Raw genomic sequence first — 20,760 nt, forward strand, 5'->3', positions numbered from 1 at the left:
GGGCTATGCACGACCAAGTTGCAGCCCATACTGAGGGAGCTTTCTGAGCAACTGAGCCGCTTTGCAACGATTTGCTCCAGCACACGTTCTACTTTAAATACACTTCCTATAAATACAGTACTGAGAAATATTGTTTCCCTGAAGACTAACTGCAACTGCGGGTTATCCACTTTTAGTTGGGCATAGCTAAGATAGCCAATCTCATGCCAAACCTATGATTTCCCGGAAAATTTCTTCGTCAGAGCCAGATTGGAGCCGTGAAGAATCTCTTCAGTGGTGGGATCCAGCGCGACAACTTTTAAAGTCAATACGCAACTATCAATATTGGCGAGAGCGTGGCGGGGTACTAGGTTACTTTTTGACTAAATATACTGTGATCCAGCACAGATTTTGGAGCGCTGTTACGGGCGCGGATATTCCACTCAATTGCCGCATTCAGGGTGGATTGTTGATGCCTCATCCAAATGGCATTGTGATTCATTCAGAAGCGGTGATTGGTCCCAACTGTCTAATTCTGCAACAAGTCACGATCGTCTCAGGGGTCATCATTGGAGGCAATGTCGATATTGGCAGTGGTGCCAAGATCATCCGCTCAGTCTCAATCGGTAATCACGCCAAAATTGGCGCTAATGCGGTAGTGCTTTGTGATGTGCCAGCCAATGCTTCGGCGGTTGGCATTCCAGCAAAAATTATGGTCAAGACACCAGAAGTTAGCATTCTAGCGAAGGTTATTGTGAAGCCAGTTGCTGCTAACCGTATTGCCAAAAGGCACCGCAACCAAGTCGCTTGATTTTTACAAGACCCATTTGAGCTGTCGTAGGGGCTTGAGAACCGCGATCGTTCGACCTGCTAATGCCATGCTTCATCCCAGAGCGCCACGAAGAACCTGCTGTATCACCTGGTTCTTTAAAGGATAAGCATGGCTGAGTGCAAAACTGCATCTACACCAGGATATTGAGCGGGGGTTTAACGCAGTTGAGTCGCTTTTAGCATGTGATAGGCGATTAATAGCTGTGTCAGTGCTAGAGGATAGCTCTGTAGCGTTTCGCCAGTGGTACCCGTCAGTCTACCGAGTTCTGGGTTGGTCGAGCGATCGCACGCGTCAATCAAGTTCGGTATGTCGCTACAGATAAACCGCTCTAGTCTCGTTACCTGTTCGCTCGTGGCATGACCGTCAATTTCCAGCACGTCAACTGGTTTGCCCATATCACGATCGAGACCCAACCGAATGGCAGAGTCGCCGTGCATCGCGTCAGTACTGACGACTTGAGTCAAGTCAGGGTGAGGGATATTGGGTCTAAGGACGAGACGAACATTGAGGTGCCCGTTCCCTTCGGCGATGTGTTCAGGAGCAGGGTAAAAGCTGACTACCAGATCTGCCCACTGCCGCTGAGGACGAATGTATGCCTCGGAGTCTGCTTCGCGCTTGAGCATTTCTGCCCGCACTTGTTCTTCTGTATAGCCGCGCTTTTGGGTATCTCGCTTGACTTTCCACTGTGTCCGCAGTTCCTCTGGCGGCGCGAGGTAGACTTTGACATCATAAGCATCACGCGCCCCACGCGTCGAGTATCCGAGTAGCCCTTCAGCTACTACAAACTTGTTGGGCTTAATATATTCTGGCGCGTCAAAGGTGCCCGTTTTATGGTTGTAGATGGGTTTAAGAATTGGCTGCCCTGTGCGGAGGTGGGACAGATGCTGCTGCATGATATCCAAATAGTTGCAATCTGGATGCAAAGCGGTAATGCCAAGTTCAGCTCGCTGCTTGCGATCGTACCGATGATAATCATCCGTACAAATGACGGTCACATTTTCAGGACCCAGAAACTGAGCAATCCCTTTGGTTAGAGTGGTTTTACCAGCAGCGCTATCGCCAACAATGCCAAGAATAATCGGGCGATCGGTCATGTTTCCTCCAGTATGAGCCGTCTAGTAACGGTTTTGACAAATTTGGCTTATTTTAAGTAAGGAGCGGGAAGTGACGCAATCAAAGGGACAGCCAAGCTGCGCCTGCCAGCGCTAATGTGGCTGCTGTTTAAGCGCACGGCAAAAGTAATCAATCTGCCTTCACATCAAAACCGAAACTTTAAGTACTCAGGCTTTCATCTATTATCAGTAATGCTGAGCACCTAAAATCTTTATTAAGAATTGTTCTACTCTCTCTATGCCTCGAACAGGGTTTTCTGAAGGTATCACTGGAACAGAACAACTGAACAGACATATCGGTATAGACATATCGGTAGAGATATATTGGTTTTCACTCGTTATCCCCTTGCACTCAACAAAACACCTATGAACGTCTTTGTTTTCCATACGCCTGAACTCACCCCAACAACGATGGTGGCTGATTGCGCGATCGCGGTCGATGTGTTGCGTGCGACGACGACGATTGCCACGGCACTAGGGGCTGGTGCAGAAGCCGTACAAGCATTCAGCGATTTGGATAAGCTGCTAGAGGTGAGCGAGAAGTGGGCACCTGATAAGCGGATTCGAGCCGGAGAACGGGGTGGTTCACAGGTAAAAGGCTTTGATTTTGGCAATTCTCCCCTTGACTGCACACCAGAGCGCGTGGGTGGTCGTCGTCTCTTTATCAGCACCACTAATGGCACACGAGCGCTCCAGTGCATTGAAGCCGCTCCTACCGTTTTGGCAGCCGCTTTAATTAACCGTCGCGCTGTGGTGCAGCATCTCGTCGAGCACACACCCGAAACCATCTGGATTGTCGGCTCCGGTTGGGAAGGCAGCTTTTCACTGGAGGATACTGTGTGTGCTGGCGCGATCGCTCACGGCTTGCAAACCGCACTCGGCTGTTCGCTGGATGCTCTGGCTGGCAATGATGAGACGATCGCGGCAGTCAGCCTCTACCGTCAATGGCAAGACGATCTGCTTGGACTGTTCCACCATGCCAGTCACGGCAAACGGTTGCTGCGTCTGGACATCATTGAAGACCTGAAGTATTGCTCTCAGCAAGATATTTTGGACGTACTCCCGATTCAGCGGGAACTGGGCGTGTTAGTCAGAACCGATTTGAGTAACATCTGATCGTGACATATTCCTTAGGCGATCGGCTACTGAGATTAGCGCGATCACCGCTTAGGAAGTCGGAACGTTAGTTAACTGCGTTCCAAAACTCACAGCGGAAACAATCATTTACACTGTAAAACGATCAGCTACAACGACTCCGAGCTAACTCATCTCTAGAGTGACCCAATATGCAAGCTTGGATCGCCATTCTTTTCAGTATCGGACTCGTAGTTGTCTGTAGCGTGATTTCTTCTACTGTTAATTTTCCCATTACAGGGTTGATAGTTCTCAGCACGTCGCTATGGGCATCAATCGATTCATCGAAGATACAGCTCAAGCGGTACAAGACAGGTATTTCATATGGACCTGTCGTTCTTTTTATTGCGATCGCTTTACTGTGGATTATTGGCTTTCCTTGGTATTTAGCGGTGCGCTACAAAATTAAGAACGGAACAGCCTTGCTGAAGTAGCTTTGGCAACTCAAATTGAAGCGTGGTCGTTGTTACCAAGTGTTTCCAGCAAGATGTCATTCTAGATAAGATTTACGATCGTTTCCTTAAATTAGTAGAACGAGCGATCTCGTTCACCACACCCAATGCGATCGCAACCAACTCAGTGTTAATGCTCCCAAATTCAGCAGCGAGTATCAGAGACTCAACATAGCTCACGCAACGATGCTAAAGATAGTCTAGACACTTTGACTCCCTTAAAGGGAGTCAAAATAGCCCCCTTAAATCTAAGAGATTTCTTCCAAAGCTGGCTCTGCTTTAGTTTTAGAACGGAGAGAGAGGGATTCGAACCCTCGTTAAGTTGCCCTAAACAGCATTTCCAGTGCTGCGCCTTCAACCACTCGGCCATCTCTCCACAGAGTTACACTGTGTAAACAGTTGCAGAATAACTATGTTAGCAGAAGCAGGTAGCTTTAGAGAATGCTTGAAGCGTAATGGCAGTATTAGATCCACTAAGAAGAATCAAAAAGCCTGTAAGTGTCCTTCCCAACCTTTGCACGAATACAGAACGGTGGATACAGGTATCCGTGATGACATACATACGGATATATTAGAAAAACTTTACATAGCGCAATCATTAGTTGCAGATCTTAACGCTGAACAAAGACCGAACCAATGGGCGATCCCAGCGTTCTTAAAGTCACCGACTCAGGATTACCCCTGATAGCATGGCAAATTAAAATGAGAAGAGCGATATTAAATGAAGGAGAGCAATGATGCATTTGCTGTCCTTCAGCTCTTCAATCAAACTTGATGGCTTTCCGGTTCACCTCAAAAGTGCATCGTTCGATCGTTCATTGCTCAGCAATTTTGTTAATCACCCGTTAACTGGTTGTTAGTGATCAGCTCACTGAAGTGTTGCTGGCTGACCGTTTGCAAAACATGCTGTTTGCAAACACGCTAACAAAACCAAACCGTACCCCGACTCACTTCATTGCCTAGTTTTTAGGAGGACGGCTTTATCATGTCACTATTTTCCACAACAAATTTAGAAGAATATGCTCGTCAATGCACCTTGCAACGACGACGCTACGAAGAATGCCTTGAGCAGTCGCAACGAAGTCATGCGGTTGACACAAGTGGAACGACAACCGGGGCGATCGCTCACGCTGCTGAAGCGCAAGAGTTCGTTGAAGCCAGTCAATTAGATGCTTCTGCTCATCAAGGGGGGCAAAGCTGCATGACTGATCTGCTAGAACTGCCTGTTGACCCATTCAGTTGGGATGGCGAAGCTTTAGGTTCGGATAATGCGAGGACTGCTGTTGCTGAAGTCCATCAACGGTACAACAAGCGCACGCAGACACCTCGCAAAACAGCGAAGAATCCGACAGCAAAAAGTCCGAGTGCAGTTAGCTATGGCGCTCCCTAAGTGCTGGCTAAAAAATAACTGCACACTTTGGATCAGCGATCAGCGATCAGCTAAAAACTGATAGCTGACGGCTGGCGGCTACAGACCATGCTGTTATTTCTGTACAACTCCTAAGTGCTGGTTCAAAACAAATTCGTGTTTCGTCAGGAGTCAAATGAGTTGCTTCTGCTCATCTGAGTTTGGTCATGTTCAGCTATACGATTCATTCTCAGGACTTACGCATCAGGTGTTTAGATCCCCGACTTCTGATTAAAGTTCTGTCTTAAAAGCCAACTCAAGCATAGAAGTCGGGGATCTTTGCGTAAGTCCTCATTCTCTATGGAGGCGTTAGGGAGTAACGCCTCCATAGAGAAATAAAGCTGAACCGTCCTGTACAGCCTGGGAGATACAACAGGACTGTGTTTGTAGATACAAAATTAGTCTTGTAATTGCGTCTCAATGGAGGGGAAAGCTTTGTAAACTCTCCTCGTGCCTGAGTCGCATTCTGGTTTCTTAGACTCAACCCAACTTTTATTTGATCTACAGCAAGGCAATGAGATTGCCCGTAGCCTCAGCGGTTGCTTGGAACCAGAAACGATCGCACGTAGAGTGACGGAGGGCATGGTAGCTGAGTTTGGCTGCGCGTTTGCCCGCATTTGGCTCGTCGAAGCCGATCGCACTTCACTGCGGTTGGTTGCTTCGTCAGGCATGTACACTCGCATTGATGGCTCTTTCGCCAGAGTGCCCATGGGCGCGTTTAAGGTCGGTAAAATTGCCCAGAACGGCATTCCGTTTTTGAGCAATGCTCTTGCCGATGAAGCATGGGTACGCGATCGAGCCTGGGCGATCGCAAATGGCATTCACGGTTTTGCTGGCTATCCGTTGACGGCTGGTGGTGATGTCGTTGGAGTGCTGGCAGTCTTTAGCCGACAGGGAATGGCACCCGAATTTCTGGAAGTCTTACAGAGTTTATGTGCTACCGTTGCGATCGCCCTTGAAATTGCCCTGCATCATCAGCAAGAAAAGCAAGCCTGGCAGCAGGAGAAACAAACCTGGCAAACGGCTTCTCAAAACAATCCTCCGACTTTTAGCCCCCTTTCTGAGCAACTGGCAAGCCTTTTAGTGAACGTACGCCTGACACTGGTTGGCACGGAAATTCCATTATCAGCACCGCTCACGTGCCTGTTTCTGCGGGCGGCAGAGATTTTGCGTGAACTGCAATGCGTGTACTGTCGCCTTACCTACGGCACAGCACAAGTCTCCCTCGAAGCGATGGCATCTTCCTTGATGCCCAAACTGTTGCATGATAGCGCTCACAGTGCCTCACCCTTCGATGAGCTTTTGTTCGCAGCAACCTGCTTAGGGGGAAGCCTGCAAAGCTATGCGGGCACCGAGCAGCGTGCTGCACAGGTATTACTATCGGTTCCTTATCCTGGCTGCGTGTTAGGACCCCGCTTGCAGATTCAGTGTGGGTTGCCAGTACTGCAAATGGCGTTCACGCATCTGGCATATCTGGCGGGCTTAACCGTTTGTGCAGCAGCAGACGATTCGATCCCTGTCCTCACGGATGATCCCGTAGGGCTAGAAACCCATAGCCCGATTCTTTGGGTCTCAACGCAGACGCAGCCAATGCTTAGACAGTCGGTACCCAAACGTATCAGCGCCAAAATTGATTTAACGATCGCACCGACTCAGCTACGCGCCGCAGTAGAAGCCGTCACCAAGGGAGAAACCTGGGGTTTTGCGCCCAAGTCAGACTCAGAGTTAAAGAAGCTTTCTGAGCGTGAACAAGAAATTATGACGCTTCTAGCTCAAGGTTTGCGCGATCGTGATATCGCCATCACTCTACATATCAGCGATCGCACCGTCAAATTTCACATCAATAACATTCTGGCGAAGCTCAAGGCAAAGACTCGCTTTCAGGCGTTGTATCAGGTGACGCGCAATGGCTGGATTAACCCAGAAATCTTGGAGCGATCGCCATCGCCACCATCCAGCTAAAGCTGCTAGACCTCTGATCCGTTTGGGATCACCCACAGCCTTCTGCCTCCTGCCTCTTCGCGGAAGTGAGGTATGAGGTGTATTAGCTTCTGCCTTCTGCCCCCTGCCCTCTGCCTTCTGCCTTCTGCCCCATCAAGTAATCACCGTCGGCTTTTCCATACCCGTGTGCGTATGAATGCCAGCGATCGTGTCGGCGATCGTGATCAGCTCACTCAACGCTTGCTGAGGATCACGCTGATGTCTGGCAACATTGGGTTCATAGCTTTCCAGGTAAACCCGTAGTGTCGCACCTTGCGTACCTGTGCCAGAGAGTCTGAGTACAATGCGAGAGCCGTCGGTAAAGCCAATCCGCACACCCTGATTGATGCTGACGCTGCCGTCGATAGGATCGGTATAGCTGAAATCATCGGTGTACTCGACTTCGTACGCGCCAAATTTTTTGCCCTTCAGCGTGGGCATTTGCTCGTGAACGCCTTTCATAAGGGTTGCTGCGCGATCGCTGTCTACGCCTTCATAGTCATGACGTGAGTAGAAGTTGCGCCCATACTGCTGCCAGTGTTCTGTCACAATCTGCTCAACCGACTCTTGCCGCACTGCCAGGATGTTGAGCCAGAACAACACTGCCCACAGACCGTCTTTTTCACGCACGTGGTTAGAGCCTGTGCCAAAGCTTTCTTCACCGCAGAGAGTGACTTTGCCTGCATCTAGCAGATTGCCAAAGAATTTCCAGCCCGTGGGTGTTTCATAGGATTCAATACCAAGTCGTGCCGCCACACGATCGGCGGCTTGACTCGTCGGCATCGATCGCGCAATGCCTGCCAGTCCGTCTTTATAACCAGGTACCAGTTTGGCATTGGCAGCAAGCACCGCAAGGCTATCGCTGGGGTTAACGAAAAAGTGACGACCCAAAATCATGTTGCGATCGCCGTCACCATCCGATGCTGCGCCAAAATCCGGTGCATTCTCCCCAAACAGCAACGCGACTAAATCATGGGCATACACCAGGTTGGGATCAGGATGTCCGCCACCAAAGTCTTCGAGTGGGATACCGTTTTGGACAGTGCCAGCAGGTGCGCCCAACGTCCCTTCAAAGAGCGCATGGGCGTAAGGTCCGGTGACGGCATGGAGGGAATCCATGCACATGCGAAACGAGCCGCTAGTGAGCAGTTTACGAATGCGATCGAAGTCAAACAGTGACTCCATTAGCTCCGTATAGTCAGTCACCGGGTCAATCACTTCTACAGTGATATCGCCCAGTGGAAAACTGCCCAGAGTGTCCAAATCAAGATCGGCTGCGTCTAGAATTTTGTACTGGGCGATCGTCTTGCTGTGAGCAAAGATTGCTTCCGTCACCTTCTCGGGTGCGGGACCACCATTACCAATGTTGTACTTAATGCCAAAATCTTCTGTGGGACCAGCGGGGTTGTGACTGGCAGACAGGATAATACCGCCAAAGGCGCTGTTTTTGCGAATCACACAGGACGCAGCAGGAGTTGAAAGGATGCCGCCTTGCCCCACCAGTACGCGACCGAAGCCGTTTGCTGCTGCCATTTTCAAAATAGTTTGAATCGCCTCGCGGTTATAGTAACGACCGTCACCACCGACGACTAGCGTTTGCCCCTGAAACCCTTCCAGGCTGTCAAAAATAGCTTGAACAAAGTTCTCCAGATAGTGAGGCTGCTGAAACGTGGGTACTTTCTTACGCAACCCAGACGTTCCAGGTTTTTGATCGCTAAAGGGCGTGGTTGAAACTGTTTGTATGCTCATGCAAATATCCTTCTCAAGCCGATGGTTGGCGCAATACGTAGGAGCGTGGATCAATTCACCGACAAAGGTCGATGCTATTTCATTCTCATATTGCAGTAGAAGTCAGGTTGCAGTAGAAGTCAGGAGCGAAAGTGACTAGCTCCGCGGGCAACGCTCTTCAAATCATACGCCTCAAGGGTTAAGAGATCAGGTAGCAAGATGATGTAATCACCGATCACTTCACAACCGTCACCACTGTGCCGAGCGTGACCTGCTTGAAGAGTTCTTCGACATCCTTGTTGTACATACGAACACAGCCATGCGACGCGGCTCTACCGACAGAGCGTGGCGTGGGCGTGCCGTGAAACCCAATCCAGTTTTTACCATCCGTCCAGAAGCCAATCCAATAGCGACCGAGAGGATTTTCAGGATCACCACCTGGAATAACAACGCCCTTTTGTAAGGGGTGAATCCAGGTGGGGTTTTTAATCATCTGCTTGACTTCATAGCTGCCTGTAGGTGTTTCCCAGCCTGGGCGACCCACCGCGATCGCGTAGCGCTTCAGGGGTGTTTCACCTCGATAAAGCGTGACCTGACGACGGCTAAGGCGAATTTCGAGGCGCAGAGCTTGTGTCTCGGCACCAGTCGGCTGTAAATCTGGCTCAAAGCGTAAGTCTGGATGAAAGCCTGGATCGAGATACGGTGCGAGTGCGGCTGGTATCCGTAGTTGATTGGGCTGCGTTGAACTGCCCTGATGAGGTTGCTTAGGCGATGCCCGTCCAGACTCTGCTGGCTTCTCAGTGGTTGGAGTTGGCTGAGCTGACGAGCTAGCAGATGACGGGTGAGCAGCTAACAAGGCTGACGATAACGTCAAAAGACCAACTGCTAGTAGTGGCGCGTTCGCTATGAACAGCGAAGGCTCTAATTTGACTAAACGTTGCGGCATTGCGTAAACGGAAGCTCAGGAGATTACTTTCGATGAAAGCAAGAGAATCAGCGATTGGCAATACATCTCTGGTGAGAAGTGCTCTGTAGGAAGCTTTTTTGTTGCTCAGAATTCTGACAGGTGAGAGCGAACTGTCTAAGCGTCCATCATATGCCATTCTTCAGACCGATGCGCCATTGCCGCTGACGTTCGAGCATGATTGGAACGCCGATCGGAGAAAGACTCAAGCATGAAACCCAAGGATGTGTTCAAACTGCTTAAAGATACGGTGACAGAATGGCAGGAAGACAAAGTGCCACTGTGGGCGGCTGCTTTGGCATACTACACAGTTTTTTCGCTGGCTCCACTGTTGTTAATTGCGATCGCGATCGCGGGTGTCGTTTTTGGAGAAGATGCCGCACGGGGTGAAATCGTTGGGCAAATTCAAGGCTTGGTGGGCAAAGAAGGGGCAACTGCCATCCAGTCAATGATTCAAAACGCGAATCGACCGGGATCAGGAGGGACGATCGCAACAGTGGTTGGGGTCGTTACACTGATGTTTGGAGCTTCTGGCGTGTTTGGGCAACTACAGGATGCGCTTAATACAATTTGGGGCGTTAAACCAAAGCCAGGGCAGGGCATCAAAAGTTTTCTTCAGGCTCGCTTTTTGTCTTTTGCAATGGTGCTGGTCATTGGTTTCTTGCTGCTGGTATCGCTGGTACTTTCGGCAGCATTGGCAGCGATCGGCACCTTTTTCAACCAGTTACTGCCCGATGTGGCGATCGTGGGTCAACTGGTCAACTTTCTCGTTTCCTTTGGCTTCATCACCCTCTTATTTGCCGCTATCTATAAGTTTCTGCCGGATGTCAACGTCGCGTGGAAAGATCTCTGGATTGGTGCCGCTGCGACCGCTTTACTCTTCAATGTTGGTAAGCTTCTGATTGGCGTTTATTTGGGCAGCAGTGGCGCTACATCGACATATGGTGCCGCAGGTTCGCTCGTTGTGATTTTGCTGTGGGTCTTTTATTCTGCTCAGATTATTTTGTTTGGCGCGGAGTTTACGCAGGTCTTTGCAAAATATCGTGGCTCTGAAATTACGCCCAGTTCCCATGCGGTGCGTCTGCCACGGGCAACTCAGTCGTCGGTAGAGCAATCGGTTGATCCAGCTATCACTACCCAAAATGACAGTGGCGCAATGTCCAGCAAACGGTCAGCCTCGGCTTCAAAAACCCGCTCGATCGCGACTCTCTTAGGCTCGGTTGTCATGCTGGCTGGAGCCGTGCGGCGATCGACCCCACGATCGCGTCGTCGCAAACGTCGCTAGATCCTTTCCACCGTACAGAGCTACTGGCTGACCGCTAAGAGCGAAATGCTCTGGCAGTCACTTAGCGACACCCCAAGCTGTCGCGTGTATCCGCACCCGTTGATGGATTCACGCCCTGTGCCCGTTTACAGAGTTGAGTGATGTCGTAGCGATCGATAATCGCGTCGGTAAAATCGGCACCAGTGATATCTGCTTCATCAAAAATGCTGCGAGATAGGGTCGCTCCAACCAGAATGGCGTTTGTTAGATTCGCTTTGTAGAAGGTGACGCGATCGCCCAACGCATTTTCTAAATTCGCCCCGGTAAGATTGGCTCCTAAAAGATTGCCCTTTGTCAAAATGGCACCAACCATATTGGCTCCAGCAAAGTTAGTACCGCGCATTTCAGCCGCTACAAATACGCCGCCAACCAAATCCATGTTGGAAAAATCTCGGTTGTCTAAAGTCGTATTGCTGTAGTTGATGGTTTTCGCTTGTGCCAGAGCTGGGCTGGCTCCTAGCATGATCCACAGACATGCTAGTGCGATCGTCAGTAGGACAAGAAGAGACCGTTTTATCAAAGCAATAAAGGATAACGGCATAAAAAATTGGTTGACGAGTTAAATATAGCAGTCCCAAAGCAGTTGTGAGCGGCACTGAAGCCTTGAACCATCAGCGGTCAGCTATCAGTTTTTCTTTGACCGCTGACCGCTAAGCGCTGCTAGCCATCTTGCTTCTCACCATTCATCCAGGATCGCTATATGTACTGCTGTTCGCTAACAACCCGCTTTTTCAATGCCTCGACTTTCATAGTATTTGCGTTGCTTGTGCCTATTTGGTCGGCATCGTCCAATCATTGCCCACACGGATCGTTAGGTCAGATTCTAAATCACCCGTTGAATCAGCTTCGACCTGACCGATCCCCAGCAGGCTTTTTAGTGTTTTAGCGCCGCTTAAATCGCCTTGCTGCGCGATAATCTGGGTCTGGCGCTGTTGATCAGACCAGTCAGCGGCAATGTAAACGTTGGAAAACCCTCGTTTGACTAAATAGCGACGCAGTTGGTCGGCAGCATCAGGTTTGCTCGAAGCGTTTTGAATCGCAATTTTGAGGTCGTTGGCTGAGCGAAGCTGGTCAGTGGTTGTAGTGGCTGACTCACTGTTGAAATATTGTTGAACGACTCGATCGCGCCCCTCAGTACTCATAATCCAATAACTGGCATCGAACTCAGTAGGCGTGCTGAACCGACCGGGTAGCATCACCATTTTGAAGTTACCCTGGCTTAATTGCCGCCCAGCGCCCGTCAGTGCAAGCATCTCCTCCAGGCTCAGATTTGTGTCAATGTACTTCTGCATGGCTGACACCAACCCAGGTAGTCGTGGGATCACCGTGGGATTAGTGACTCGCTTAAGCAAGGCTTTGAGTAAGGTCTGTTGGCGCTGAACGCGCCCAATATCCCCGTAGGCATCGTGACGAAACCGGGCAAACTGCTCTGCTTGATTGCCATTCAGTGTTTGCAGCCCAGCGGTAAGGTTGATGGTAAGCTTCTGCGTTTTATCGACGTAGGACATTGCCTGGGGTACATAAACCTCGACTCCGCCCAGGAGATCAACCAGTTCTCGAAACGCCGCTGTGTCAACCCGCACGTAGCGATCGATCGTAACCCCATTCAAAATACCACTGACCGTTTTAGCGGCTAGTTCTGCACCACCTCTGACATTGGCATCGTTGATTTTGGCAGTGCCAATAGTAGGGAGATTAACTTGAGTATCACGGGGAATCGACAGCAACCTTACCGACTCATCAGTCGGGTCTACTCTTAGTAGTAGCATCGTGTCGCTGCGACCGTTGAATAGCTCTTTTGAGCCTGCCTTTGCGCCAGGAACACGATCGATCCCCATCACCAGAATATTGACTGGACGACCGACCTGATACTGAAAACCAGACTGCCAGGACGTGCCGTCTGACGACTGCGCCCCTTTTTGACTTGACGCGATGCCTGTGGGTAAGGGAAGCAAAAGTGCAGCAGTGACACCGATCGCCGTCGAAAGTGCCGCTACAGCGACCAAGGCTAAACGTTTGAGTAGCCACCCAGCAGAGGCGGTTTCTTGAGACGGTGAGGTAGCGATCGCAGGCTGTAATGGAATGGTAGAACTCAAATGCCCTTTGGATGGTTCAGCAGCATTAGATGGCTGAACGTTTGTGCCTTTTTCAGTTTGTGTCACTACCAGCGATCCTTCCTATTAAACTTAGACAGTTACAGCTTGCCTATTCCAACGACGAATCCAGCTTGTCGAGCATTATAGCGTGAGCATGCCTTAGACCTGCTCTGCATCCAGACAGAATCCCTCCATATGCGTTAAGTAGCTGCCGTTATCGTCAAGAATGAGCCTTTTTAGCTAGCTTCAGACTTAGAGCCATTTGCAATCTCCAATGCCCTTCTAAAGCCCATTCTGAATTCATGCCGCATTTTTACACTGTCCGCATTCACGATCGCCGCACGCATCAGCGCTATACCGTCGAAGTGCCTGACGATCGCTACATCTTGCATACTGCGGAAGCGCAGGGAGTGGCGTTGCCCTTCGCCTGCCGCAATGGGGCTTGTACAACGTGTGCTGTCCGCGTTCTAGCAGGCGAACTCTTTCAGCCAGAAGCAATGGGCTTGTCGCCTAAGCTTCAGGAACAAGGGTATGCACTGCTGTGCGTCAGCTATGCTCGGTCTGACCTGGAAGTGGAAACCCAGGACGAAGATGAAGTTTACGAGCTTCAGTTTGGTCGCTACTTCGGTAAGGGCAAAATAAGAGCAGGATTGCCGCTGGACGAAGAGTAGAGCATGAAACATTCACAATGGGTCGTTTGGAAGCACTGGAAAGGGTTGATCTTCAAGGTTGCCCTTTTCATTTTCCTCACTGGCTGTCAATCGATGGTGCCGTCTCAGGGGCTTACAGTTGAGGCTAAGCACATTATTAGTGGGCGCGAGTTTGAGGTTGCAGGGGTTGTAGCAGCACCAGATGTGACCGAGCGTATCCGGTTGGAAGGCATTGATGTGCCCGATGTGAGTCAGCAGCCTTGGGGCGAAGCGGCAAAGGCTTATCTGGAGCAGCGTCTTCGCAATCAGACCGTGCTGCTAGAAACGGATGCAGAACCACGAGACGCGATCGGGCGACGACTGGCTTACGTTTGGCAGAGTCGGGTACTGCTGAACGAAGCGCTGGTGGCAAACGGCTATGCGATCGTCTCGCCCCATCCGCCCAATCGCAAATATGATCAACGGCTGATCCACGCCCAGGAGTATGCAAGAGTGTTAGGGCTGGGAGTTTGGAAGCCTGATCAACCATTGAAAGTGAGTCCGGCTGAGTTTCGTAGCCAGCGGCGGCAGGAGAGAATGGGAGTGGGCTTCGACGTGAGCGCTCAGCCGAACGGGAGTAGGGAGTAGGGAGTGGGGAGTGGGGAGTGGGGAGTGGGGAGTTGCTTCTTTGTACTCCTATTCTTTCTTGAGCTTCATTCCTATGATGTCCATTTTTTAGTGTCTGAATCGTTAATTCCTCATTGTTAGTTTTATGAGTTCTGACTTTAACCAGCTCCAAATTTTTCTTGACGTTGCGACAGAAGCGGTGATGGCAGCAGGCACCATTTTGCAAGATTATTGGGGAAACCTGACGGCGATCGAAGAAAAGGGTCGTCCTGGTGATCTGGTAACCGAGGCAGATAAGGCAGCGGAAGCCGCGATTTTGAAGGTGTTGCATCAGCATGTCCCCGATCACAACATCCTGGCTGAAGAGTCGGGGCAGTTGGGCAACCAGGAGAGTCCCTGTCTGTGGGCGATCGATCCACTGGACGGGACAACCAATTATGCCCATCAGTATCCTGTTTCAGCCGTTTCAGTCGGTTTGCTGGTCAAAGGAGTCCCTCAAGTGGGCGCAATCTTTGATCCCTTTCGACAGGAACTCTTTCGTGCGGCTAAGGGCTTGGGCGCAACGTGCAATCGTCGCCCAATTTGGGTTTCTCAAACAGCAACCCTGGAGAAGAGTTTGCTGGTGACAGGCTTCGCATACGATCGTCGCCAAACGACAGACAACAACTACGCTGAGTTTTGCTACCTCACGCATTTGACGCAGGGTGTGCGGCGCGGCGGTTCTGCGGCATTGGATCTGGCGTATGTTGCCTGTGGTCGGCTGGATGGCTACTGGGAACGGGGACTATCGCCCTGGGACATTGCTGCTGGCATCGTCTTAGTTGAGGAAGCGGGGGGACTGGTGACAGCCTACGATCGCAGCCCGATGGACATTGGCACCGGACGGATTTTGGCAACCAATGGACAACTGCATTCGAGCTTGAGTCAGGCGTTGCAGGAGGTGCCGCCGTTGTCGGAGTGGGGAGTAGGGAGTGGGGAGTAGGGAGTGGGGAGTAGGGAGTGGGGAGTGGGGAGTAGGGAGTAGGGAGTGGGGAGCGATTTTTGGACGCTGCTGTCGATCGCCGCTCTATACCTTAAAAAAACTTTCATTTCCTGAACGTTTAGTACACTACGCTAACGTGCAGCTTGCTCAGTCGGTATTACACTAGAAGGAATTTCCACGGTAGCCCAGCGGATTGCACTATGTCTTTCCAAATCGAGCGCGGACTGTTTCTTTTAGATTTCATGGATCATCATGCGATCCTCGGAGTGTCAGTAGATGCCGAAATTAAGGACATCCGTAAGCGGTACTTGAAAATTGCCCGTCTGCTCCATCCTGATAGTGGAGCATCGGAGACTGATGCCGCGCGACAACGTGCCAGCGAGTTATTGTCAAAGCTAGTGAATCCTGCCTGGGAAAAACTGTCGCAGGAGCGCGATCGTAGTGAGTACATGCTTGTGCTGAAGCTCAAAGGGCAGCAAGGGTTGCGGCAACAGAGCGATTTCACACTCGGCAATCTGGCAAAACAGCTTTCTACGTCCACTAATCCTGACCACTTCTACGCAACATCGCTTAAAGAATTGGCAGAAAAACAGTATGAACAGTTAGACCAGACGTTGGAATTGACGGCTCAACTGAGCGAACTCAACCTGGTTTACCTGATGCGTAAGGAGTCTAACGGCGAACTCAAGACAGGTGAGAAGAAGGCTCAGCGAACAACTGCGGCACCACGTGAACCGAAGACTCCTGCGCCTGACCCAGTGCTGCCACGCGAATCGCAAGCTGATCAGTACTATCGGCGCGCCGAGGCGTACGTTGCCAAAAATAATTTTGCTCAGGCGACCTTAGAGCTACGCGATGCGCTCCAGGCTGATCCCAACAACAGCCGCTGTCACAGCTTAATGGGTATGATCTACCTGAAGCAAAATCAGGGGACAATGGCGAAGATTCACTTCAATAAAGCACTACAGTTGAACCCGCAAGACACCATGGCGCACGAAGGTAAACAACGGCTGGAGCAACATTCGGCTGGCAAGGCGATCGGCTCCACTTCTAAGGAAAAGGCATCGACAAAGACCACTTCTGACAAGAAACCAGATGACAAAGCGGGCGGGGGGTTGTTCGGTTTATTTGGCGGGAAGAAAAAATAATGGTGTATCAACCACCAGTGGGAGCCAGAGATTTGTTGCCCCTGGATGTGGCTCAAAAACGCTGGATTGAAGATCGTCTCCAGCAAATGTTTCAGCGTTGGGGGTATCACCGCATTATTACCTCAACGCTGGAGCGACTGGATACACTTATGGCAGGCGGGGCGATTCAGCGATCGACCGTCATCCAGCTTCAAGACTCAGACGATGAACAGTTGGGGTTGCGTCCAGAGCTGACTGCATCGATCGCCCGTGCTGCTGTGACCCGCATGACAGGTGCAACCCATCCGCTTCGCCTTTATTACAACGCCAATGTTTTTCAACGAGCGCAGGAAAGCAGCTACAGCCGTCAGCAAGAGTTTTATCAAGCAGGCGTGGAGTTAGTCGGTGCGGGTGGCTTACTCGCCGATGCGGAAGTTTTACTACTCTTGCTCGACTGTCTTCGCAGTCTGGGCTTGCATCAGTGGTCAGTCATTCTTGGCGAAGCCGGACTCACGCGATCGCTCCTTTCCGTCTTCCCCCTACCCCTACGCAATAAGGTACGGCAGGCGCTTGCTAGACTCGATCGGATGACGTTAGAAACCCTCCCTATGTCTCCAGAGTTGCGCGATCGTGCACTCCTGCTGCTTGACCTGCGTGGACGACCTGCCGACGTTCTGCAACGGCTCGCAACCTTAAATCTAGATGCCTCCCAACAGGATGCTGTCAATAACCTCAAATCGCTCATTGACCTACTACAAGAAAGCGATCCCACACCCCACACCCCACACCCCATACCCCATACCCTCATCCTCGACCTCAGCCTGATCCGCACCCTTGATTACTACACAGGCGTTGTCTTTGAAGTCGTTAATACCAGCGAAGCTGGACAGTATGTTTTGGGACAGGGCGGACGCTATGACCAGCTTTTAGGTCTATACCATCCTGAGGGGCAAACGTATCCCGGCATTGGCTTTGCCCTTCAGCTTGAGTCTTTGCATCAAGTCCTGCTACCAACGGGACAACTACCTCACCAAACGCCTGGTAGCGATTGGCTGGTTGTACCAGAAAGCCCCAAAGCATACACTGCTGCTCTTGCCTATGCCCAGACCCTACGCCATGACACTACGGTTAGGGTCGAATTGGACTTAGATACTCGCACCGCCGCTGAAACGTATGACTATGCTCACCATCGCCGTATCGCCCAAATTGCCTGGGTAAAGCCCGATGGTAAAGCGGTGATTGAAACGGTGAACCAGCAATAATAGAGTGATGAGTGGTTGGTTTTTAGTTGTTCGAAGCAGCCTTACCAACAACTAAAAACTAAAAACTAAAAACCTTAGAGAAAACACTGTGTCGCATACGATCGTTACAAATACCTGCGAAGGCGTTGCCGACTGCGTTGATGCCTGCCCCGTTGCCTGCATCCATCCTGGACCCAGCAAAAACACAAAAGGCACCGATTGGTACTGGATTGACTTCGCCACCTGTATTGATTGTGGTATTTGTTTGCAAGTGTGCCCTGTCGCCGGGGCGATCGTCCCCGAAGAACGCCCAGACCTGCAAGAAACACCGCAGTAAGACGTTGGGTTTTGATTCAAGGCATTCTCCCTCTGCGTCTCTGTGTCTCTGCGGTTGTCTCCCCTCCGTCCCAGCTCCTTACAATCGCCCCTCCTCATGCCCGACTCATCTCCCCTCCTTGAAGTTCACAACGTCTACGCTGGATACATCAAAGACCTGGACATTCTACAAGGAGTAAATTTCAAGCTGTATCCTGGTGAACTGGTTGCGGTGATCGGTCCCAATGGTGCAGGCAAATCGACGTTGGCAAAAACAATCTTTGGACTACTCGTGCCTCATACAGGCAGCATTGTTTTCAAGGATAAAAGCATCACAGGGCTGAAGTCTGACCAGATTGTGCAGCTTGGCATGGGCTACATTCCCCAAATCGCAAACGTGTTTCGCTCTCTGACCGTTGAGGAGAACCTGGAAATGGGAGCGTTTGTGCGCGATGTGCCGCTGCAACCGCTGAAGGAAGAGATTTTTGCGACTTTTCCAGCACTGGCGAGTCGACGAAAACAGCGTGCAGGGACGCTTTCAGGCGGCGAACGCCAAATGTTGGCAATGGGCAAAGCACTCATGCTCAAACCCAGTCTGCTCTTGCTTGACGAACCATCGGCAGCGCTCTCTCCCATTTTGGTCAACAGCGTGTTTGAACAGATTAAGCGGATTAATCAGGGCGGCATGGCGATCGTCCTGGTGGAGCAAAACGCCCGCAAAGCTCTGGAAATGGCAGACCGTGGCTATGTCTTGGAGTCTGGGCGCGATCGCTTTGAGGGTCGCGGCATCGATCTATTGAATGATCCTAAAGTAGGCGAACTGTATCTGGGCGCAACGACGGCGCATTAAAGGCTCGATTTCTTCACCTTTATGTGCACGATTCTCCTGGAGAGACACTGCGTGAACGCCATCAATTGCTGGAGGCTTTCTACATCCCTTGCCTGGAGCGCTCGCTGACCTACGATCGCGCGGTTGGTTTCTTTTCAAGCACATCACTCGCCGCCGCTGCCAGAGGCATTACGGCGCTGATTCGAGTTGGTGGCAGGATGCGCTTGATTGCTTCGTCTCATTTATCGCAAGCCGATGCCGATGCGATCGCCCAGGGACTAAAACAGCGAGAAGACGTGATCACAGCCGTACTGCTGCATGAACTGGAGCAGCTAGACCAACTGGCTCCCGATCGGCTTGCTTATCTGGCATGGCTGCTGAGTAAAGGACGACTGGAAATCAAGTTGGCAGTCAAGCCCTTTGGTCGTCTTTGCTAGCGGTCTACCGTCAGTGTGCTCTCTGTTATACCGACTTTTGGCAGGCATACCGTGCGGTCTTCCCACGCCAACGGCACCGCGCTCTGTCGGCAAAGAAAGTGGGCAGACCAATCACATTGAGCGCTTTAATTGTCCGTTACGGCAGCGCGTCTCACGCTTGGTGCGCAAGACCCTGTCGTTTTCTAAGAAGCTGGAGAATCATATTGAAGCGATCTAGTTTTTCATTCACCACTACAATGCATCCTTACCTCTTTAGCACTACCTGGAAACCTTAGAGGAAATCAACATGCAGCTTACCATCGTAGCCAAAATTGAGGCAAAGCCCGGATCAGAGGATCAGGTGTATCAAGAGTTGCGCAATCTAATTGCACCCACTCAAGCAGAATCTGGATGCCTCAATTACGATCTGCACCGTTCCATTGAAAACCCGGCGTTGTTCGTGTTCTACGAAAACTGGACGAATCGAGAACTGTGGGAAGCACATATGCAATCTGTTCACATCAAAGGCTTTGAACAGAAAACGGAAGGGGCGATCGCCAACTGGGAACTCCTATTATTGAAACCCGACCAATAGCCAATCGCATTACAAGCAGGTTTTGAAAAGCTCCTGACCGGATATCCAGAGTCCAGTCAGGAACTTCTGTCACGATCCTCGACCTCACTGCGGGAAGCGATCGGGCTGACGATGAGATTCTGGAACTTGAGTTCTCGCGTGAGCATTGAGCGACATGCCAACAACGGTGCGCCAGAGGCTATCTGGCAACAATTGCTTCATCAACAGGTAAGGACCTGGTTGAGCGGTATAGCGTAGTTTGTCAGTGCGATCGATCGCTGCCTGGTAAATCACTGCTGCAACGCCTTCTGGACCCGGCAGATTATTGTTCAGATTGGCGGTCATCTCAATCATATTGCTCACCCCTGGCTCATAAGCAGTATGCGTTGCCCACTGGAGGGAGCGGGTCATAAAGTCGGTTTTAATCCCACCGGGTTCAATTAACTTAACTCGAATATTGTGGGGTTTGAGTTCAAACCGAAGCGATTCGGAGAGACCTTCAACCGCAAACTTTGTCGCGTGATAGGCACTCGACAGGGGAAAGGCAATGCGACCGCCAATGGACGAGATATTGATAATTGTTCCATCTTTTTGACCGCGCATCGTGGGCAAAACGTGTTGGATGACAGCAGCTAACCCCAGCACATTTGTTTGAAACTGCTGCGCTAACTGCTGTGTAGAAATGCCTTCGAGCGGACCGTTTAGCCCGTACCCGGCATTGTTCACCAATACATTGATCGCGCCAAAGCGATCAACCGTTTCCTGAATGGCTGCCGCGATCGTGTCCTCTTTGGTCACATCCAGATAGGAAACCATTACGTTGGGAGCCTTTGCCCAGTCTCCAGCTTTGTGGGGCGATCGCATCGTTGCTGCTACGTTCCAACCCTTTTGACTAAAGTATTTTGCCGTTACTTCTCCAATGCCACTGGAAGCGCCTGTAATCAGAATTGTGTGAGTCATCTAAAACGTCCAAACGTCTACACACAACAGCCTAATCTGTGGAGTATACTC

Annotated in this window: 23 protein-coding genes, 1 tRNA gene and 1 pseudogene; 17 read left to right on the forward strand and 8 right to left on the reverse strand. The window is 50.8% G+C overall.

What is annotated here, in order from left to right; translation table 11 throughout:
• Positions 1-214 precede the first annotated feature (214 nt).
• Positions 215-790 carry a serine O-acetyltransferase gene (locus tag AC5JO6_RS25400; RefSeq protein WP_496083830.1) on the forward strand — a complete coding sequence of 192 codons (576 nt, stop codon included), beginning with the start codon at positions 215-217 and terminating at the stop codon, positions 788-790.
• 176 nt (positions 791-966) lie between these two features.
• Here AC5JO6_RS25400 and AC5JO6_RS25405 read toward each other — a convergent pair whose 3' ends face one another.
• Positions 967-1,905 (reverse strand): phosphoribulokinase, encoded by a 939-nt coding sequence (locus tag AC5JO6_RS25405; RefSeq protein ID WP_496083831.1) that lies wholly within the window; start codon positions 1,903-1,905, stop codon positions 967-969.
• Between the two features lie 384 nt (positions 1,906-2,289).
• Between AC5JO6_RS25405 and AC5JO6_RS25410 the strand changes: the two genes are divergently transcribed.
• Both AC5JO6_RS25410 and AC5JO6_RS25415 read left to right on the forward strand, forming a co-directional pair.
• Positions 2,290-3,039, forward strand: a complete 750-nt coding sequence (locus AC5JO6_RS25410) for a 2-phosphosulfolactate phosphatase family protein (RefSeq protein ID WP_496083832.1) — start codon at positions 2,290-2,292, stop codon at positions 3,037-3,039.
• 170 nt (positions 3,040-3,209) lie between these two features.
• Entirely contained in the window at positions 3,210-3,491 is a 282-nt protein-coding gene (locus AC5JO6_RS25415; RefSeq protein ID WP_496083833.1) for a hypothetical protein, read from the forward strand.
• A gap of 309 nt (positions 3,492-3,800) precedes the next feature.
• Here AC5JO6_RS25415 and AC5JO6_RS25420 read toward each other — a convergent pair.
• A tRNA-Ser gene (locus AC5JO6_RS25420) sits at positions 3,801-3,885 on the reverse strand.
• Positions 3,886-4,494: 609 nt separating this feature from the next.
• Here AC5JO6_RS25420 and AC5JO6_RS25425 point away from each other — a divergent pair.
• Positions 4,495-4,899 (forward strand): hypothetical protein, encoded by a 405-nt coding sequence (locus AC5JO6_RS25425; protein ID WP_496083834.1) that lies wholly within the window; start codon positions 4,495-4,497, stop codon positions 4,897-4,899.
• A gap of 468 nt (positions 4,900-5,367) precedes the next feature.
• Positions 5,368-6,879, forward strand: a complete 1,512-nt coding sequence (locus AC5JO6_RS25430; RefSeq protein WP_496083835.1) for a GAF domain-containing protein — start codon at positions 5,368-5,370, stop codon at positions 6,877-6,879.
• A 132-nt stretch (positions 6,880-7,011) separates the two neighbouring features.
• Here AC5JO6_RS25430 and AC5JO6_RS25435 read toward each other — a convergent pair whose 3' ends face one another.
• Both AC5JO6_RS25435 and AC5JO6_RS25440 read right to left on the reverse strand, forming a co-directional pair.
• Positions 7,012-8,646 (reverse strand): alpha-D-glucose phosphate-specific phosphoglucomutase, encoded by a 1,635-nt coding sequence (locus AC5JO6_RS25435; RefSeq protein WP_496083836.1) that lies wholly within the window; start codon positions 8,644-8,646, stop codon positions 7,012-7,014.
• 214 nt (positions 8,647-8,860) lie between these two features.
• Complete coding sequence (locus AC5JO6_RS25440; RefSeq protein WP_496083928.1) at positions 8,861-9,346, reverse strand: L,D-transpeptidase; 486 nt, start codon at positions 9,344-9,346, stop codon at positions 8,861-8,863.
• A 323-nt stretch (positions 9,347-9,669) separates the two neighbouring features.
• On the opposite strand from AC5JO6_RS25440, the gene AC5JO6_RS25445 reads away from it, so the two are divergent.
• Positions 9,670-9,804 carry a hypothetical protein gene (locus AC5JO6_RS25445; protein WP_496083837.1) on the forward strand — a complete coding sequence of 45 codons (135 nt, stop codon included), beginning with the start codon at positions 9,670-9,672 and terminating at the stop codon, positions 9,802-9,804.
• Complete coding sequence (locus AC5JO6_RS25450) at positions 9,801-10,874, forward strand: YihY/virulence factor BrkB family protein (protein WP_496083838.1); 1,074 nt, start codon at positions 9,801-9,803, stop codon at positions 10,872-10,874. Before AC5JO6_RS25445 ends, AC5JO6_RS25450 begins: the two co-directional genes overlap by 4 nt.
• Before the next feature lie 61 nt (positions 10,875-10,935).
• Here AC5JO6_RS25450 and AC5JO6_RS25455 read toward each other — a convergent pair whose 3' ends face one another.
• Together AC5JO6_RS25455 and AC5JO6_RS25460 are read right to left on the reverse strand one after the other, a co-directional pair.
• Complete coding sequence (locus AC5JO6_RS25455; protein ID WP_496083839.1) at positions 10,936-11,454, reverse strand: pentapeptide repeat-containing protein; 519 nt, start codon at positions 11,452-11,454, stop codon at positions 10,936-10,938.
• Positions 11,455-11,683: 229 nt separating this feature from the next.
• Positions 11,684-13,075: an LCP family protein gene (locus tag AC5JO6_RS25460; protein WP_496083840.1), complete on the reverse strand. Its 1,392-nt coding sequence runs from the start codon at positions 13,073-13,075 to the stop codon at positions 11,684-11,686.
• A 236-nt stretch (positions 13,076-13,311) separates the two neighbouring features.
• On the opposite strand from AC5JO6_RS25460, the gene AC5JO6_RS25465 reads away from it, so the two are divergent.
• From AC5JO6_RS25465 to AC5JO6_RS25475, 3 genes are all read left to right on the forward strand, one after another.
• A complete protein-coding gene (locus tag AC5JO6_RS25465; protein ID WP_496083841.1) occupies positions 13,312-13,680 on the forward strand; it encodes a 2Fe-2S iron-sulfur cluster-binding protein in 369 nt (122 codons plus the stop codon).
• A gap of 3 nt (positions 13,681-13,683) precedes the next feature.
• The gene (locus AC5JO6_RS25470) at positions 13,684-14,286 is read left to right on the forward strand and encodes a thermonuclease family protein (protein ID WP_496083842.1); all 603 of its coding nucleotides are present in this window, start codon (positions 13,684-13,686) and stop codon (positions 14,284-14,286) included.
• A gap of 124 nt (positions 14,287-14,410) precedes the next feature.
• Positions 14,411-15,247, forward strand: coding sequence for an inositol monophosphatase family protein (locus AC5JO6_RS25475; RefSeq protein WP_496083843.1), 837 nt, complete (start codon positions 14,411-14,413; stop codon positions 15,245-15,247).
• On the opposite strand, the gene AC5JO6_RS25480 is transcribed toward AC5JO6_RS25475, so the two are convergent.
• Positions 15,190-15,354, reverse strand: coding sequence for a hypothetical protein (locus AC5JO6_RS25480; protein ID WP_496083844.1), 165 nt, complete (start codon positions 15,352-15,354; stop codon positions 15,190-15,192). The two genes, AC5JO6_RS25475 and AC5JO6_RS25480, sit on opposite strands and share 58 nt — an antisense overlap.
• Positions 15,355-15,447: 93 nt before the next feature.
• Here AC5JO6_RS25480 and AC5JO6_RS25485 point away from each other — a divergent pair, with 93 nt between their 5' ends.
• From AC5JO6_RS25485 to AC5JO6_RS25515, 7 genes and pseudogenes are all read left to right on the forward strand, one after another.
• On the forward strand, positions 15,448-16,395 hold the full coding sequence (locus tag AC5JO6_RS25485) for a J domain-containing protein (RefSeq protein ID WP_496083845.1): 948 nt from the start codon (positions 15,448-15,450) through the stop codon (positions 16,393-16,395).
• Positions 16,395-17,636, forward strand: coding sequence for an ATP phosphoribosyltransferase regulatory subunit (locus AC5JO6_RS25490; RefSeq protein WP_496083846.1), 1,242 nt, complete (start codon positions 16,395-16,397; stop codon positions 17,634-17,636). Before AC5JO6_RS25485 ends, AC5JO6_RS25490 begins: the two co-directional genes overlap by 1 nt.
• A gap of 88 nt (positions 17,637-17,724) precedes the next feature.
• Complete coding sequence (locus AC5JO6_RS25495) at positions 17,725-17,952, forward strand: ferredoxin family protein (protein WP_496083847.1); 228 nt, start codon at positions 17,725-17,727, stop codon at positions 17,950-17,952.
• Between the two features lie 96 nt (positions 17,953-18,048).
• A complete protein-coding gene (locus AC5JO6_RS25500) occupies positions 18,049-18,780 on the forward strand; it encodes an ABC transporter ATP-binding protein (protein ID WP_496083848.1) in 732 nt (243 codons plus the stop codon).
• Between the two features lie 23 nt (positions 18,781-18,803).
• Positions 18,804-19,196, forward strand: coding sequence for a phospholipase D-like domain-containing protein (locus tag AC5JO6_RS25505; protein ID WP_496083849.1), 393 nt, complete (start codon positions 18,804-18,806; stop codon positions 19,194-19,196).
• A pseudogene (locus AC5JO6_RS25510) lies at positions 19,172-19,413 on the forward strand (IS1 family transposase); the annotation flags it as partial. The gene AC5JO6_RS25505 and the pseudogene AC5JO6_RS25510, both read left to right, overlap by 25 nt.
• A 69-nt stretch (positions 19,414-19,482) precedes the next feature.
• Positions 19,483-19,770, forward strand: coding sequence for a putative quinol monooxygenase (locus AC5JO6_RS25515; protein WP_496083850.1), 288 nt, complete (start codon positions 19,483-19,485; stop codon positions 19,768-19,770).
• 84 nt (positions 19,771-19,854) lie between these two features.
• Here the strand turns inward: AC5JO6_RS25515 and AC5JO6_RS25520 are convergent, their stop codons facing one another.
• The gene (locus tag AC5JO6_RS25520) at positions 19,855-20,709 is read right to left on the reverse strand and encodes an SDR family oxidoreductase (RefSeq protein ID WP_496083851.1); all 855 of its coding nucleotides are present in this window, start codon (positions 20,707-20,709) and stop codon (positions 19,855-19,857) included.
• Positions 20,710-20,760: the final 51 nt, after the last annotated feature.

This window comes from Tildeniella sp. (genome assembly GCF_059505325.1).